This is a genomic window from Actinosynnema sp. NPDC020468 (assembly GCF_040642015.1).
Taxonomy (GTDB): Bacteria; Actinomycetota; Actinomycetes; order Mycobacteriales; family Pseudonocardiaceae; genus Actinosynnema.
Window position 1 is genome coordinate 1 of sequence record NZ_JBFAEO010000050.1, and the last position, 15,543, is coordinate 15,543.

Annotated in this window: 12 protein-coding genes; 7 read left to right on the forward strand and 5 right to left on the reverse strand. The window is 75.0% G+C overall.

The window, feature by feature from the left end:
• Positions 1-110: 110 nt before the first annotated feature.
• Entirely contained in the window at positions 111-968 is an 858-nt protein-coding gene (locus tag AB0G50_RS28830) for an SDR family oxidoreductase (RefSeq protein ID WP_360114476.1), read from the reverse strand.
• A gap of 324 nt (positions 969-1,292) precedes the next feature.
• Here AB0G50_RS28830 and AB0G50_RS28835 point away from each other — a divergent pair, with 324 nt between their 5' ends.
• The gene (locus tag AB0G50_RS28835) at positions 1,293-1,661 is read left to right on the forward strand and encodes a YciI family protein (RefSeq protein WP_360114479.1); all 369 of its coding nucleotides are present in this window, start codon (positions 1,293-1,295) and stop codon (positions 1,659-1,661) included.
• Between the two features lie 11 nt (positions 1,662-1,672).
• Here AB0G50_RS28835 and AB0G50_RS28840 read toward each other — a convergent pair whose 3' ends face one another.
• On the reverse strand, positions 1,673-2,263 hold the full coding sequence (locus AB0G50_RS28840; protein ID WP_360114482.1) for a TetR/AcrR family transcriptional regulator: 591 nt from the start codon (positions 2,261-2,263) through the stop codon (positions 1,673-1,675).
• 148 nt (positions 2,264-2,411) lie between these two features.
• Between AB0G50_RS28840 and AB0G50_RS28845 the strand changes: the two genes are divergently transcribed.
• Positions 2,412-3,197 carry a methyltransferase domain-containing protein gene (locus tag AB0G50_RS28845; protein ID WP_360114485.1) on the forward strand — a complete coding sequence of 262 codons (786 nt, stop codon included), beginning with the start codon at positions 2,412-2,414 and terminating at the stop codon, positions 3,195-3,197.
• Positions 3,198-3,487: 290 nt separating this feature from the next.
• Positions 3,488-4,345, forward strand: a complete 858-nt coding sequence (locus tag AB0G50_RS28850) for a DUF4253 domain-containing protein (protein WP_360114488.1) — start codon at positions 3,488-3,490, stop codon at positions 4,343-4,345.
• A gap of 42 nt (positions 4,346-4,387) precedes the next feature.
• On the opposite strand, the gene AB0G50_RS28855 is transcribed toward AB0G50_RS28850, so the two are convergent.
• The 3 genes from AB0G50_RS28855 to AB0G50_RS28865 all read right to left on the reverse strand — a co-directional run bounded on the left by AB0G50_RS28855 (position 4,388) and on the right by AB0G50_RS28865 (position 7,768).
• Positions 4,388-5,557 carry an RtcB family protein gene (locus AB0G50_RS28855; protein ID WP_360114491.1) on the reverse strand — a complete coding sequence of 390 codons (1,170 nt, stop codon included), beginning with the start codon at positions 5,555-5,557 and terminating at the stop codon, positions 4,388-4,390.
• A gap of 62 nt (positions 5,558-5,619) precedes the next feature.
• Positions 5,620-7,083: a HAMP domain-containing sensor histidine kinase gene (locus AB0G50_RS28860; protein WP_360114494.1), complete on the reverse strand. Its 1,464-nt coding sequence runs from the start codon at positions 7,081-7,083 to the stop codon at positions 5,620-5,622.
• Between the two features lie 10 nt (positions 7,084-7,093).
• Complete coding sequence (locus AB0G50_RS28865; protein WP_360114497.1) at positions 7,094-7,768, reverse strand: response regulator transcription factor; 675 nt, start codon at positions 7,766-7,768, stop codon at positions 7,094-7,096.
• Between the two features lie 126 nt (positions 7,769-7,894).
• Between AB0G50_RS28865 and AB0G50_RS28870 the strand changes: the two genes are divergently transcribed.
• From AB0G50_RS28870 to AB0G50_RS28885, 4 genes are read left to right on the forward strand one after another with little or no spacing between them, the layout of a single operon-like run.
• Positions 7,895-8,656, forward strand: a complete 762-nt coding sequence (locus tag AB0G50_RS28870; RefSeq protein WP_360114500.1) for an ABC transporter ATP-binding protein — start codon at positions 7,895-7,897, stop codon at positions 8,654-8,656.
• A complete protein-coding gene (locus AB0G50_RS28875) occupies positions 8,656-11,184 on the forward strand; it encodes an FtsX-like permease family protein (protein WP_360114503.1) in 2,529 nt (842 codons plus the stop codon). Before AB0G50_RS28870 ends, AB0G50_RS28875 begins: the two co-directional genes overlap by 1 nt.
• A gap of 42 nt (positions 11,185-11,226) precedes the next feature.
• Positions 11,227-13,245, forward strand: a complete 2,019-nt coding sequence (locus tag AB0G50_RS28880) for a hypothetical protein (protein WP_360114506.1) — start codon at positions 11,227-11,229, stop codon at positions 13,243-13,245.
• The gene (locus AB0G50_RS28885) at positions 13,238-15,508 is read left to right on the forward strand and encodes a hypothetical protein (RefSeq protein ID WP_360114509.1); all 2,271 of its coding nucleotides are present in this window, start codon (positions 13,238-13,240) and stop codon (positions 15,506-15,508) included. The genes AB0G50_RS28880 and AB0G50_RS28885 overlap by 8 nt, the downstream gene beginning before the upstream one ends.
• The last annotated feature ends 35 nt before the right edge of the window (positions 15,509-15,543 follow it).

Here is a 15,543-nt window from a genome sequence, read left to right on the forward strand (position 1 = left end):
CCCGCTCGCGCCCCGTTCACCGACCGGGCGCGAGCGGTGCCCTACCGACACAGGCCCCGCCGATGGAGCCAAACCCTTGACGCGGCAAGGGTCTCCAGCCCGACCCCGGGTCAGCCGGCGGCGGTGCGCACGACCTCCGCCAACGGGGTCGCCGGGTGCCCGGAGAGGCGTTCGACGTGGTCGGTCACCCGGGACAGCTCGTCGGCCGCGATCGCGGTGTAGGTGGACACCCAGGCGTCGAGGAGCCAGTCCGGCGCGTTGTACGAGGCGCGCGACAGGTAGGCCTCCTCCACCGTTTCCCGGTGGTAGGTGACGGGGCGGCCGGTCACCTCGGTGAAGAGCGCCGCCGCCTCGTCCAGGGTGACCGCCTCGGGTCCGGTCAGCTCGTAGACCTCGCCCGCGTGCGGCTCCGGGTCCAGCAGCACGGCGGTGGCCGAGTCGGCGATGTCGTCCAGGCCCACCGCGGACACCCGGCCGTCGCCCGCCGGGCCGCGGATCACGCCGTCCTCGCCCGCGAGGCCCGGCATGAGGTCGGCGTACATGTTGTCGCGCAGGAACGTGTGCGTCAGCCCGCTCGCGCGGATGTGCGCCTCGGTCGCGTAGTGGTCGCGCGCCAGGGTGAACGTGGCGTTCGGCGAGGCACCGAAGAACGAGATGTAGACGAGGTGGCGCACGCCGGCCTCGGCGGCGGCGTCGATGAACGAGCGGTGCTGCTCGACCCGGTCCGCGGACTCGGACGCCGACACCATCAGCACCCGCTCCACCCCCGTCAGGGCGGCGCGCAGGGCGGCCGGGTCGGCGAAGTCGCCGGGCACCGCGGTGCACCCGGGCAGGCTCGGCGCGCGGCTCGGGTCGCGCGCGAGGAGCCGCTGCGGCACGCCCGCCGCGGCCAGCCGGCGGGCGACGCGCCCGCCGAGGCGACCGGTCACGCCGGTGACCGCCGTGGTGGCGTGTGCTGGGTCGGTCATTCGTCTGCTCCCCTGGGTGCGTGGCTCACCTGCGATCTTGACGTGCAGGTTAGCCGCACCCCCCGACGGCGGCCGGCCGCGCCGTCCACAAGGGACGCCGCGTGGATGCCCCGCCACCAGCGGTTACCGGCGTGAGTCCGGTGAGGACGAGCAGGCCGGGTGCCCCGACGTGCCACCGCCGGCGATCCGGGGAAAAATTCGCGGAGAAATTCTCGGTGAACGATGTCGAATCCGCCCGACCTCCTTCGACGTGGGTATGAAGGTCGGTTCGACACGCCCGGTTCCGACCGGACGGCCGACCCCGGACACACACAGGGAGTGACCATGCGGTTTCTGCTGATGCACCGACTCGACGAGAGCGCTCCGGAGGCCTGGAACCCCAGCAAGGAGTTCATCGAGACCATGGGCGCGTTCATCCAGGACTCGATCGACAAGGGCATCCTGATCACCGCCGAGGGCGTGCACCCGTCCGTCAAGGGCGCGCGGGTCCGCAAGACCAAGGGGGCGGGCATCGCGGCGACCGACGGCCCGTTCACCGAGGCCAAGGAGGTCATCGGCGGGTTCGCGCTGATCAACGCGGCGGACCGGGCCGAAGCCGTCGCGTTCGCCACCCGGTACGCGGGCCTGTTCGAGGAGATCGAGGTCGAGGTGCGCCAGGTGGTGGAGTTCGAGGACCTGGCCGAGCTGGGCTGAACCCGGTTCGGTCAGCCCGCCGGCGCCCGGAGGACACCCGTCAGAGTCGTGGTCACGACCTTGCGCACGGCTCCGGGTTCCGGCGGGTCGCCGGCGGCGATCAGGTGGGCCGCCCCGATCAGCAGCACGGCGAGGACGCCCACGTCCGCGTCCCGGGCGACGCGGCCCAGGTCGCGTTCGGCGGCGAGGTAGTCGGCGATCGCCGTCGTGCCCTCCGACATCAGCGGGATGCCGACCACGCCGGCCGCGCGCAGCCGGGCGCGCAGACCCTCACGGAACACGACGAGGCCGAGCACGGCCGTCGCCATGCCGCCGAACAACGCGGTGAGCGCGTCGGTGACGTGGTCGACCACGGTGCCGGTACCCGCCGCGGCGCGCAGGTCGGCGCCCTGCGCCCTGATCAGCGCGGCGCGGTCCAGCACCAGGTCGGCGAGGAAGTCCTCGAAGTCCGCGAAGTGCCGGTGCAGCACGCCCTTCGCGCACCCGGCCTCGGTGGTGACCGCGCGACTGGTCAACCCGCTCGGACCGTCGCGCAGCAACACGCGTTCGGCGGCTTCGAACAACTGCGTGCGCGGGTCGCGGATCGCCACGCCGGTCGGCATGTCCACCTCGCGTCTCGTCGTCGTCGGGACCACTTTAGCCCTGATCACCGACACGCCGGGCGGGGAGAACCCCGGCCCGGCACCGGGTAACGCGTGGGGCGAACGGGACGGGCGCCGCGAGTGGGCACGTGCCCGCTAGAGTGGGCGCATGCCCACTCAACAGGGGGACGACCCGCACCGGCACCGGGACCTCGCGGAGTCGTTCGGCGTCGACCCGGCCCGCTACGACCGCGCCCGCCCCCGCTACCCGGACGCGATGGTGCGCGCGATCGTGCCCGGACCCGAGGTGCGGGACGTGCTGGACGTCGGCTGCGGCACCGGCATCGCCTCCCGGGCGTTCCGGGCGGTCGGGTGCCGGGTGCTCGGCGTGGACGTCGACGCGCGGATGGCCGAGTTCGCCCGCAGCGGCGGGATCGACGTGGAGGTCGCGCCGTTCGAGACCTGGGACCCGGCGGGTCGGACGTTCGACGCGGTGGTGGCGGGGCAGACGTGGCACTGGATCGACCCGGTGCTCGGACCGGCGAAGGCGGCGCGGGTGCTGCGCCCGGGTGGTCGGCTCGCGGTGTTCTGGAACGCGCTCGAGCCGCCGGCCGAGGTGCTCGCCCCGTCCACCGCGCTGTTCCGCCGACTGGTGCCGGGCGCCGGGGACGGGTCGCCGCGGGCCGGCTACGAGGCGTTCTTCCCCCGGACCGCGGCCGGGATCCGGGGGTCGGGCGCGTTCGGGCCGCCCGAGGAGTGGCGGTTCGAGTGGGACTACCGGAGCACCCGGGAGCAGTGGCTGGACCAGGTGCCGACCAGCGGGCTCGCCGCCCGCGTCCCGCCGGCGGAGATGGCGGACCTGCTGGCCGCCACGGGCGCCGCGATCGACGCGCTGGGCGGCGAGTTCACCGTGCGCTGCACGACGGTGGTGGTGACGGCAGTCCTGGGACCGTGACAGTCCACAAAGGACTCAACCGGGCAGGTCCGAACGCACCTCGCGCCGGCGGCGGCGAACCCGGTCGCCGTGGCGGAGCCTCGGTGCCTCCTCGCACCCGCCGCCGGACGACGGGGTGCGCCCCTGGTCGGTGTGGTCGAACCTCGGTGCCTCCTCGCACCCCGCCGCGGACGACGGAGGGTCGCCTTGGCCGAACCCCGGGACCTTCCCGCAGCCCGCCGGCGGCGACGGAGTGTGACCCTGGTCGGCGGCGGTCGGCGATGTCGGACCCTCCGCCTACGATCCGGGCCATGAACTCCGAAGCACCGCTGCCCGCGGAACTGCGGGACCTGTTCGCCGACGGTGGCGCGAACCGCTCGCTCCCGGTCGCGCTGCCACCCGGCCGTCCGGTGTTCGCCGAGGACGCGGAGGCGGGCGACCGGCCGGCGCTCTGGCTCAGCGACCGGCCCGCGCCCGCCGGCCTGTGGGCGCGGCTGCGCGCCGAGCACGCCCGCACCGGCCTGTGGCCGCTGCTGCTCGACGCGCTGGACGACGACGAGGAGGACTACCGACCGTGGGCGAACGGCGAGGTCGCGCCCGGTGAGATGACCGCGCCGGACGGCCACGACGCGGCGGCGCTGCTCGCCGACTGGTGGACCCAGCACACCGCCGAGGACCCCGAGGACGGCCTGAACCCGGAAGAGCGCCGCGCCGTCACCGCGCCGTACGGCGAGACCTGGCCGGGCCTCGCGCCCGCGCGCCCGGTGCGCACCGACCCCGAGCACGCCGCCGACGGCCTCGCCGAGCAGCTGCTGGCCGGCCACGCCTCGATGCGCCTGGGCCTGGTGGCGGCGGACCGCGGCGCCGACGCGGTGACGGCGGTCGGCTGGACCGGCCCGATGAACTACATCGACGACACGGCCGAGCTCTCGGCGGTGCTGCGCGACTGGGAGGTCCGCTTCGGCGCGCGCGTCGTCGGCGTCGGCTTCGCCACGCTGGTGCTGAGCGTCGCCTCGCCGCCGGCGACCAGGGAGGAGGCCCTGGCGGTCGCCGCCGAGCACTTCGCCCTGTGCCCGGACAACGTGTGGCAGGCGGAGGAACCCCACACCCTGGCCGCGTACGCCGACCGCCTCGTGGACGACCACTCGTGGGTCTTCTGGTGGGACTGACCACCGCCGAGCCCGGGTGGGGACGGTGCCGTCCCCACCCGGTCAGGTGCCCTTGACGTTCACGATCTGGCGGAGCGTGTGGCGGATCTCCACCAGGTCCCGCGCGTCGTGCATCACGGTGTCGATGTCCTTGTACGCGGCCGGGATCTCGTCGATGAACGCGCCCGTGTCGCGGTACTCGATGCCGACCATCGCCTTGCGCAGGTCGTCCCGGCTGAACGTCTTGCGCGCCGCGGTGCGCGAGTACTCGCGGCCCGCGCCGTGCGGCGAGGAGTTCAGGGACAGGTGGTTCCCCTTGCCCACCACGACGTAGGACGCGGTACCCATCGAGCCCGGGATCAGGCCCGGCCGACCCTCCTCCGCGTTGATGGCGCCCTTGCGGGACAACCACACCTCCTTGCCGAAGTGCTTCTCCCGCTCGGTGTAGTTGTGGTGGCAGTTCACGGTTTCCCGGCGTTCGACCTCGACGCCGGTCCACTCGGCGACGCACCCCGCCAGGCGGTCCATCATCTCCTCGCGGTTGAGCCACGCGAACTCCTGCGCCCAGCGCATTTCCCTGATGTAGCACCAGAACTCGTCCTCGCCCTCGACCAGGTAGGCGAGGTCCGGGTCCGGCAGGTCGATCCAGCGGCGCTCGCACTGCTCGTGGGCGACCCGGATGTGCTTCTGCGCGATCTTGTTGCCGACGCCGCGCGACCCCGAGTGCAGGAACAGCCACACCTGGTCGGCCTCGTCCACCGTCACCTCGATGAAGTGGTTGCCACTGCCCAGGGTGCCGAGCTGCAACCGCCACGCGCCCAGGTACGAGCCCGGGTCGAAGCCCGCGTCCTGCGCGGCGCGCTCCAGCACCGCCACGCGCTCGCGGGCGGTGTCGGTCAGCGCGCTGTTCTGCTTGCCCGCGGACAGCGGAACGGCCCGCTCGACCGCCTCGCGCAACGGCGCCAGCGACCGGCCGCGGAACTGCTCGCCGGTGAACTGGGTGCGCACCGCGATCATGCCGCAGCCGATGTCGACGCCGACCGCGGCGGGGATGATCGCGCCGAGGGTGGGGATGACGCTGCCGACCGTGGCGCCCTTGCCGAGGTGTGCGTCGGGCATCAGCGCCAGGTGCGGGTAGATGAAGGGCATGCGCGAGGTCTGCTCCGCCTGCGCGCGCGTCACGGGGTCCATGATGGACGCCCAGTTCATCAGTCGCTTGCCGATCTGCTCCACGATTCTCCTCTGCTCACCGCAGAAGTTAAGGCGCGGACCGCCCTCCACGCGACCGAATTGACCTACTCCGGCACCGCGCGGGGCAGCCGGGCGACCAGGTGCGCGCCGCCCTCGGTGTCGGCCACCCGCAGCGAACCACCGTGCCGCGCCGCGAGGTCGCGGGCGATGGCGAGGCCGAGCCCGGAGCCGCCGGCGTCGCGGGTGCGGGCGTCGTCCAGCCGGGTGAAGCGCTCGAAGACGCGCTCGCGGTCCGCGGCGGGGATGCCCGGACCGTCGTCGGCGACCTCCAGCAGCACCCACCCGCCCGACACGCGCACGGTCGCGGTGATCGCGGACGTGGCGTGCCGGCGGGCGTTGTCCAGCAGGTTGCGCAGCAGGCGATCGAGCCGTTCGGGATGGCCGAGGACCGGCGCGGGACCGTCCGCCAGGCAGCGGATCGCGGGCGGCCCGGTGTGCTCGGCGACCTGGGTGCGGACGAGGTCGGCGAGGTCCACCTCGACCGGCGGCGGGTCGGCGGAACCGTTGCCCGCCAACAGCAGCAGGTCGGCGGCGAGGTCCTGAAGCCGTTGCACGTCGGCCAGCGCCCGACCGGCGGTGGTCGGCCAGTCCGCGCGGTCCGCGTGCACGAGCGCGACCTCCAGCCCGGTGCGCAGGCTCGCCAGCGGGCTGCGCAGCTCGTGGCTGGCGTCGGCGACGAACCGCCGTTGCCGGACCAGCGAGTCCGCCAGCCGGTCCAGCGTCGCGTTGGTGGTGCGGGCCAGCCGGGCGACCTCGTCGTCCGACGGCGGCACCGGCACCCGGCGGTCCAGCTCGTGCTCGCCGATGCCGGCCAGCTCCCGCCGGATCGCCTCCACCGGCCGCAGCGCGCGCCCCGTGACGACCCACGCGATCAGCGCCACGAACAGCACCGCCAACGGGATCGCGTCGAGCAGCACCCGGGTGACCGCGCGCGCGGCGGACTGGGCCGACCACGGCGGCACGAACAGGTGCAGCGTTAGCCGGTAGTGGCGATCGCTGACGGCGGTCGCGTCCGACAGCCCGTCCCGAAGCGAATTACCCTCGCGCCCCAACGGTTCCACCAGGTCGGCCGGCACGTCCTCGACCACCGCGCCCAGCACCGTGTACGAGCGGTACTCGCGCCAGTCGGGGTGCTCCCCCGGCCGCAGCACGGCGGTGCCCGTCGTCGGCGCGTCGACGGGCGTACCCGGCGGCGCGGGCGGCAGCGGGACCCACGACGGGTCCAGCCGGGTGAGGTTCGGGCTGCGCACCACGACCTCGCCGGAGTCGGTGACGACCTCGAACATCGCGTCCGTGCCGAGGCCGACGTCCGCGAGCTTCGCGCCGTCCCGCGCCCGGCCGCCGAGCCGGTAGGCCTCGGCGAAGCGGGTCAGCTCGGAGGCGGTGGCCCGTTCGGCGGCGCGCAGCTCGCCGGCGTGGACCATCTCCCGCATCCCCAGCCCGCCGAGCCCGAACACGACCGCGCAGGCCGACCCGGCCGCCAGCGCCGCGCTCCACCGCAGCGACACCGGCCACCACCTAGGCATCCTCGACCAGCCGGTACCCCACGCCGCGCACGGTGCCGATCGAGCGGCGACCGAACGGCGCGTCCACCTTGCGCCGCAACGCGCTCACGTACACCTCCACGATGTTCGGCGGACCCTCGTAGGCCATGTCCCACACCTGGTCCAGGATGTCCATTTTGGACACCACCTGCCCGGCGTGCCGGGCGAGGCACTCCAGCACCGCGAACTCCTTGGCGGTGAGCGCGATGTCCTGCCCACCACGCCGGCAGGTCCGCCGACCCGGGTCCACGACGAGGTCGCCGACCTGGATCACCGCCGCGCCCGCCGGGCCGCCGCGTCGCATCAGGGCGCGCAGCCGCGCGGTGAGCACCAGGTAGGAGAAGGGTTTGCGGAGGAAGTCGTCGGCGCCGGTGTCCAGCGCCTCGGCCTCGTCGTGCTCGCCGTCCTTCGCGGTGAGCATCAGGATGGGCGTCGTCACACCGGCCCGCCGCAACTCGGCGCACACCCGGTAGCCGTTCAGCACCGGCAGCATGATGTCGAGCACGATCGCCCGGTACGGGTGCTCCAGCGCCAGCCGCAACCCCTCGCCGCCGTCGCGCGCCAGGTCGACGGCGTACCCGTCCGCCTCCAGCCCCCACTGAAGGGACTCGGCGAGCCGCCGCTCGTCCTCCACCACCAGCACCCGCATGCGCCCATCCTCCCAGAAGGACCGACCGCGAACCTGAAGCGATCTTCAGGCTGCTTCAGGGAGCGTTCAGCCGCCGACCGGGAACGTTCGCCCCGGAACGTTCCCCTTCGCGACGTGGAGAAGCACATGGTTCAACCGGCGCCCACCACCGGAACCGACGTCCGCACCGCGGTCGCCGCCCGGGGCCTGGTCAAGGTGTACGGCAGGGGCGACGCGGCGGTGCGCGCACTGGACGAGGTGGACGTGGACTTCGCGGCCGGACGGTTCACCGCGATCATGGGCCCGTCGGGCTCGGGCAAGTCGACCCTGATGCACTGCCTGGCGGGGCTGGACTCGGCCGACGCCGGCGAGGTCCACATCGGACGGACCGAGCTGACCGCGCTGTCCGACCGCGAGCTGACCCGGGTGCGCCGCGACCGGATCGGCTTCGTGTTCCAGTCGTTCAACCTGCTGCCGGCGCTGACCGCCGAGCAGAACGTGCTGCTGGGCCTGGAGCTGGCCGGCCGTGCGCCCGACCGGGCCTGGTTCGACGCCGTGGTGGACCGGCTCGGTCTGCGGGACCGGTTGCGGCACAAGCCGAGCGAGCTGTCCGGCGGGCAGCAGCAGCGGGTGGCGTGCGCGCGGGCGCTGGTCGGCAGGCCCGACGTGGTGTTCGCCGACGAGCCGACCGGCAACCTGGACTCCCGGTCCGGCGCGGAGGTGCTCGACTTCCTGCGCACGTCGGTGCGCGACCTCGGGCAGACGGTGATCATGGTGACGCACGACCCGGTCGCCGCGTCCCACGCCGACCGCGTCGTGCTGCTGGCCGACGGCCGGGTCGCGGGCGAACTCGTCCGCCCCACCGCCGACACCGTCCTGGCCGCGCTCAAGCACCTCGGGGACATCTGATGCTGCGCACCACCCTCACCGGCATCAGGGCCCGAAGCGGGCGCCTGGTCCGCTCGTCGGCCGCCATCGTGCTGGGCGTCGCCTTCGTCACCGGCACCCTCGTGCTCGGCGACGCGACCCAGGCCGGGCTGCGCGACGGCTACGCCCGCAAGGCCCGCAACGTCGACGTGTCGATCACCGCCGCGCCCGGCCGGTCCGACAACCCGCTGGATCGCGCGGTGCTGGACGCGGTGCGCCGGGTGCCGGGCGTGGCCGCCGCCGAGGGCCGCGAGACGAGCACGCTGCCGCTGGTCGACCCGGCGGGCAAGGCGAAGGACGCGCTGGGCGTGGCACTGCCCGGCGACGACCCGCTGCGCCCGTTCGACCTGGTGCAGGGCCGGTACCCGGCGACCGACGACGAGGTGGCGCTGGACGCCGACACGGCGCGGAAGTACGCGCTCGGGCAGCACGTGACCGTGCTGGGGCAGGGCGACCGGACCCGGGAGCTGACCCTGGTGGGCGTCGTCCGACCGGTGGTGGCGGGCGGCGAGCTGTCCGACGGCAGCCAGCTCGTGGTGCTGCCGAGCGCGCTGCACGCGCTGGACCGGGATCGGGGTTACCGCGAGATCGTGGCGCGGGCCGAACCCGGTGTCGGTCAGCGGCGGGTGGCGGACGCCGTGCGGGGCGCGCTGGACCGCGCCGGGCTGACCGTGCGCACCGGCGAGGAGTCGATCGACGACCTGGTGCGGCAGACCGCGCCGGACGCCGCCGCGTACACCGGGTTCCTCGGCGCGTTCGCGGTCGTGGCGTTGCTGGTGGCGGCGATGGTCATCACCAACACCTTCACCATCCTGGTGTCCCACCGCACCCGCGAACTCGCGCTGCTGCGGTGCGTCGGAGCGGGTCGTGGGCAGATCTTCGCCGGGGTGCTCGCGGAGGCCGTGGTGGTCGGGCTGGTCGGCTCGGTGCTGGGGTTGGCCGGCGGACTGGGCCTCGCGGCGCTGTTGCAGGAGGTCATCGGGTCGTTCGGGCGCGGCGGGGAGATCCCGGTGTACACGCCCGTCGGCGCGCGGACCGTGCTCGCCGCCTTCGCGGTCGGCGTGCTCGTGACGGTGTGCGCGGCGGTGCCGCCCGCGCGCCGGGCCACCCGCGTGCCACCGGTCGCCGCGCTGCGGTCGCCGTTCGAGAGCGGCGCGATCGGCACCCGGATCGGGCGGGCGCGCGTGGTGGTGTCGGTGGCGCTGCTCGGGCTCGGCGCCGGCGCGGCCGCGCTGAGCTTCGCGGTCGGCGCGGACGACCGGGTGGCAGTGGCCGGTCTCGCGTCGGCGGTGCTGCTGTGCGCGGCGCTCGCGGCGGGTCCGATCCTGGTCGGTCCGGTCACCGCGGTGCTCGGCGCGGTGGCCCGGCCGGTGTTCGGCGTGCCGGCGAGGTTGGCCACCGCGAACGCGCGGCGCAACCCGAAGCGCACGGCGGCGACCAGTGCCGCGCTGATGATCGGGTTGACCGCGGTGACCCTGGTGACGGTCGTGGCGGCGGGCGCGGAGTCGAGCACGCAGCGGGCGATCGACCGGCAGTTCCCGTACGACTGCGCGGTGTCCAGCGCGATCTTCGACCGGCCGCTGCCCGCGGACCTGGCCGACCGGCTCGGCGCGTTGCCCGAGGTGCGGATGGCCGCGGCGCAGGCCACGTTCACCGCGAGCGTGGGCGGTCAGGGCGCGCAGTTCGACGCGGTGCGCGGTGACGCGATCGGCACGCTGGTGCGGCCGGCGCTGGTCGCCGGTCGGCTCGAGGGGCTCGCGCCCGGCGAGATCGCCATCAGCGACGAGATGGTCGGGTGGACCGGGTTGGCGCTCGGCGACACGGTGTCGACCAGCGCGTACGGCGGCGACCGGGTGCCGGTGGACCTGAAGGTGGTCGCGGTGTTCTCGAGCCGGAGCTTCGCGATGTCCTCGGGGTTGACCACCCTGGACACCATGGCGCTGCTGAAGCCGGCCGAAACGCTGTCGGGCCGGGTTCTGGTCGGGTTCCGACCCGGGGTGCCGGCGGCCGACGGGGTGGCCGCGGTGGAGCGCGTGACGGCGACCTCGCCGTTGGCGGAGGTGGAGAGCGCGGCGGCGCGGCGGGAGCGGGTGAGCGGGAACGCCGATCGGACGCTGGGGTTCGTCCGGGCGCTGATCGGGTTGGCGACGCTGATCGCGTTGTTCGGCATCGCGAACACGCTGTCCCTGTCGGTGCTGGAGCGGACCCGGGAGTCCGCGCTGGCCCGGGCGCTCGGGTTGAGCCGGGGCCGGCTGCGGGCCGCGCTGGTGATCGAGTCGACGCTGATGGCCCTGATGGGCGCGGCGATCGGCGTGGCGCACGGCCTGGTGTCGGCGTGGCTGCTCGTCGACGCCCTGTCGACCGAGGCCGCGCCGCTGGACCTCACCGTGCCGGCGGGTCGGTTGGGCGTGCTGGTGGCGATCGCGGTGGCCGCCGCGCTCGTGGCCGCCGCCGCGCCGTCGTTGCGGTCCGCGCGGACCTCGATCGTCGCCGGGATGCGCGAGGTGTAGCCCGTCCGTCCCGGCTACGGTGGGAACCGGGGAGGTGCCTGGATGCCGGGTGTGGGTGCGGGGCTCGCCAAGGTCGCGATCGCGGTGGCGCTCGCCGGGCCGGTCGGCGCGGCGCAGGAGTTGGGCAACCAGGTGGTGGACCGGTTCTGGAAGGACCGGGTCGCCGGGCGGCCGACGGTGGCGAAGGCCCTGCGGGTCGTCGGCGCGGCGGTCGAGGAGGTGGCGCGCGCCGAGGGCGTGCCGGCCGACGTGGTGTCCAGGGCGGTGCGGCACGGCTCGGAAGTCGTGGCCGCGCACGGGTTGACGGCCGCCGAGCTGGTCGCCGTCGACCTCGACCCGGACCGCGCGGTGGCGCTCGTGCTGCGGCGGGCGGACCGGGTGCTCGCCGGGCTCGGCGAACCCGACGAGGCGGTGACTCGGCGGCTGGTGCGGGAGGCGTACGGCGCGGTCGTCGCGGTGTCGGCGGACCTGCCGGAACTCGTCCGCGAGTACCAGCGCGAGGTGCTGGCCCGCTTGGGTTCCGCACCCGAGGACACCCGCCGGGTGCTGCTCCGCTCCGCCGCGCACGCCCTGATCTCCGACCCCGGGCGGCGGTGGCGGGCGGACCGCTTCCCGGTCAGCGCGCTGTTGCGGGCGGAGTACGCGGTCGTGCCGTTCTGGGGTCGGGCCGCGCTGCTGGACGACCTGACCGGGTGGGCGGTCGACGGCGGTGACGTCGCGGCCCGGCTGTACACGGCCGGCGGTGGCATGGGCAAAACCCGGCTGCTGATCGAGCTGTGCCGACGACTGCGCGCGGGCGGTTGGCGCGCCGGTTTCCTGCGCCCCGACGCGGTTCCGGTGACCGGCGAGGTGGTGGAGCACCTGGCGCGGGACGTCGAGGGCGCGCTGATCGTGGTGGACTACGCGGAAACCCGCCAACGCGAGGTCGGCCGCCTGGTGGACGCGGCGCTCGCGGCCGGCAGCCGGGTCCGGGTGGTGCTGCTCGCCAGGGCCGCCGCGGACTGGTGGTACCAACTCCGCCAACTCCCGGACGCGGTCGGCGACTTCCTCGCGGGTCCGGCCGTCACCACGCACGCGGTCCCACCCCTGGCCACCGAAGCCACCGACCGCGCGGCCGTGTTCGAGAGCGCGGTGGAGGCCTACACCCAAGCCCTGCGCCGCGACACCGCGCCGGGTTCGGCGCCACCGAACCGGAACACCGCGCGCGGCGCGGGAACACCTGGGCCGGGCGCGGCGACACCAGGCTGGGACACGGTGCCCGGCGCCGGCGCCCGAGACCTGACCACCGCACCGAGCGCGGGTACACCGGGCCGGCCCTCGGCGCCAGGCACAGGAACGCCAGGCCCGGACACTCCGTCGGACGCCGCGACACCAGACCCCGACTCCGCGCCCAACGCCGGCACCCGAGACCTGACTACCGCGCCCAGCGCGGACACACCGGGCCAGAACTCCGCGCCAGGCACAGGAACACCAAGCCCGAACACTCCGTCGGACGCCGCGACACCAGACCCCGACTCCGCGGCCAACGCCGGCACCCCAGAACCGACCACCGCGCCAAGCTCAGGCGCAGCGGTCCGGAACTCCGCGCCCGGCGCGGGAACACCGAGCCTCGCCTCGGTGTCGGGTGCGTTGGCCGGTGCGACCTACGACCGGGTGTTGTTCCTGCACCTGCGCGCGCTGGCCGCGGTCGAGGGTGCGGCCCTCGGTGGGCCAGGGGAGCTGCTCGACTTCGCGGTGCGGCGGGAGCAGCGGTTCTGGGACGACGGGGTGCGGGCCGCGGGACTGCCGGACCTCGCCGGGCGGCCGGTGCGCCAGGCCGCCGCGTTGGCCACGCTCGCGGGGTTCGCCGCGAGTGCCGACGACGCGACCGCCCTCCTGCGCCGCGCGCCGCTGCTGGCCGACCAGCCGGTCGCGTCCGTGGCCAAGGTCGCCGAGCTGCTGCACCGGACCTACCCGGCGGAGGTCTGGCTGGCCGGCGTGCAACCCGACCTGCTCGGCGAGCACCTGCTGGACCTGGTGCTGACCGAGGAACCCTCGCTCCTGGCGGCGCTGCGTGCCTGACCCCACCGCACCCGACCACCGCCCGGCGTCCCCGGCCGGGCCGCTCGACCCCGCGCAAACCCGGCACGCGCTCACCGTCCTGACCAGGCTCGCCCAGCGCTCCCCCGCCGCCGAGCACCACCTGGCGACGTTCCTCGCGGGCGACCCCGAGGGTCTCGCGGTCCTCGCCGCCGAGGTCGCGACCGAAACCGGTCCGCCGCTCGACCGGGTGCTCGCCGCCGTCCTGCGCGACCACCCGCTGTCGACGGAGGTGCTGATCTCCTTATGGCGCACCGCCTCCGGCCTCGAAGACCTGCGACTGGCGGTGGCCGACGCCCAACCCTCCACAAAGGACCTCCCCGCCGACCTGCTCGCCGACCACGCCGTGCTGCTGGCCAGGGCGGGTCGGGCCGCGCAGGCACGGGAGGTCGCACCGCGCGCGGTGGCACGGGCGCGGGAGCTGCCCACCGACCACCGCGACCCGGTCGCGCCACGCGTGCTGGGCGTGGTGTCCCACGCCTACCGGATCCTCGGCGACGACACCACCGCGCGGGCACTCGTGGCCGAAGCGGTGGAACTGGCCGGCCGACGGCTCGCCGGCGAACCCGACCCGCTCGTCGCGAACCTGCTGGGCGTGCACGCGAGCCACCTGCTCGCGGCGGGCGACCCGGCGGGCACCCGCGCCGCCTGCGACCGGGCCCTGGCCATGTGGGAACAGGTGCTGGGCAACCCGGATCTCGACCTGGACCTGGTGGTGTCCCGGCTCGCCGACGCCGCGCCCGGTGTCGCCGAGTCGCTGCACATCGCGGTCGGGCACCCGTCGCCCGACCTGTACGAGGGACCGAGGTTCGGCACCTACCGGCTCAACGCGGTCATGGCCGACGACGGCGAGGCCTACGTGGGCGTCCGCCGGTGGCCGGTGCCCGCCGCGCTGCGGTCGATCGCGTTCGACCGGTACCTGCGCGGCGTGGCCGCGTTGGCCGACGACGACCCGGTGGGCGCGCTGGCCGACCTGACCGCCGCCGCGGCCGTGCACCGCGAACTGGTCCACAGTGGACAGACGGATCTCCGGCAGGCGCACCTGCTGTTCGCGCTGGCGGTGTGCGAGCGGTGGCTGGGCCGGGACACCGCGGCGACCGTCACCCGCGCGCTGGACCTGGTGCGGGACAAGGGGGACGAGACGCCCGGCCGCACCCTCGCCGAGGAGGCGTGCTCGTGCGTCGGCCCGGACGCGCCCGGCCGGACCGGCTACCTCGTCCGGCTGCTCGACCTCGGCGTGGCGCACGCGCCGGTCGACGGCGGCGCGCTGCTCGGCGACCTGCTGAACGAGGTGCACCTGGCCGCGATCGGCCTGCGCGCCGCCGACCGGCTCGCCGACGCCGTCGCGCTGCACGAGCTGGTGATCGACGCGTCGGCCGTGCTGCCCGTCGACGCGGCGCGACGGCCCGCGCTCCACTCGTCGGTCGCGCTCGCGAACACGTTGCTGCGCCTGGAGGACAGCGCCGGCGCGGTGGCTGTCGCGGACCAGGCCGCCGCGCTGCTCGACCACGCGTCGGACCCGGCGACCACCGCCGCCGTCCACCACGTGCACGCCCGCGCTCTCGCCAGATCCGGCGACCGCGCGGCCGCCGTGCGCGCGCACCACCGCGCGATCGCCGCGTTCCTCCCCCTGGCCGACACCGATCCGGACACCCTGGTGGAGCTGGTGTTCGACTACGCGGTGCTCACCGCGCACGACGGCCGGCCCGCGTTCGCCGAGGACGTGGGCACGGCGGTCACCCGGCTGCTCGACCGCGCGCCGGCGCTGTCCGACCGGTCGACCGGGAAGCTCGCCGACCTCGCGTTCGCCCGCGTCAGCGAACTGGCGCGCACCGGCGACCCGCGCACCGGCGAGGCGTACCGGTCGTTCCTCGGGTTCGCCCACGCGCACCCCGAGCCGACCGCGCCCGCGCGCGCCGCGCTCGCCTGGAACGTCCTGATGCTCTTCGTGGACACCGGCGACCTGGCCGCCGCGGCGGGCGCCGTCGCCGACCTGGCGGACCTGGTCGCCATGCACCCCGACGTGCCCGGGTACGCGGTGGAGTACGGCAAGTGCTCGGGCGAACTCCTGGCCGCGCGGTGGAACTCGGGCGACCGCGCGGGCGCGCGGGAGGTCGCGCTCGCCGCGGACGCCGTGCTGCGGTCAGCGGACTACCTGCGGGTGCGGCAGCGCGACAACGGCCAACCGCCGGAGGAGTTCCTGCGCACGCTCGACCTGGTCCAGCAGGTGGACGACGACGGTTAATCGGTGGACGACCGCGCGCGGCGCTCGCGAGGATC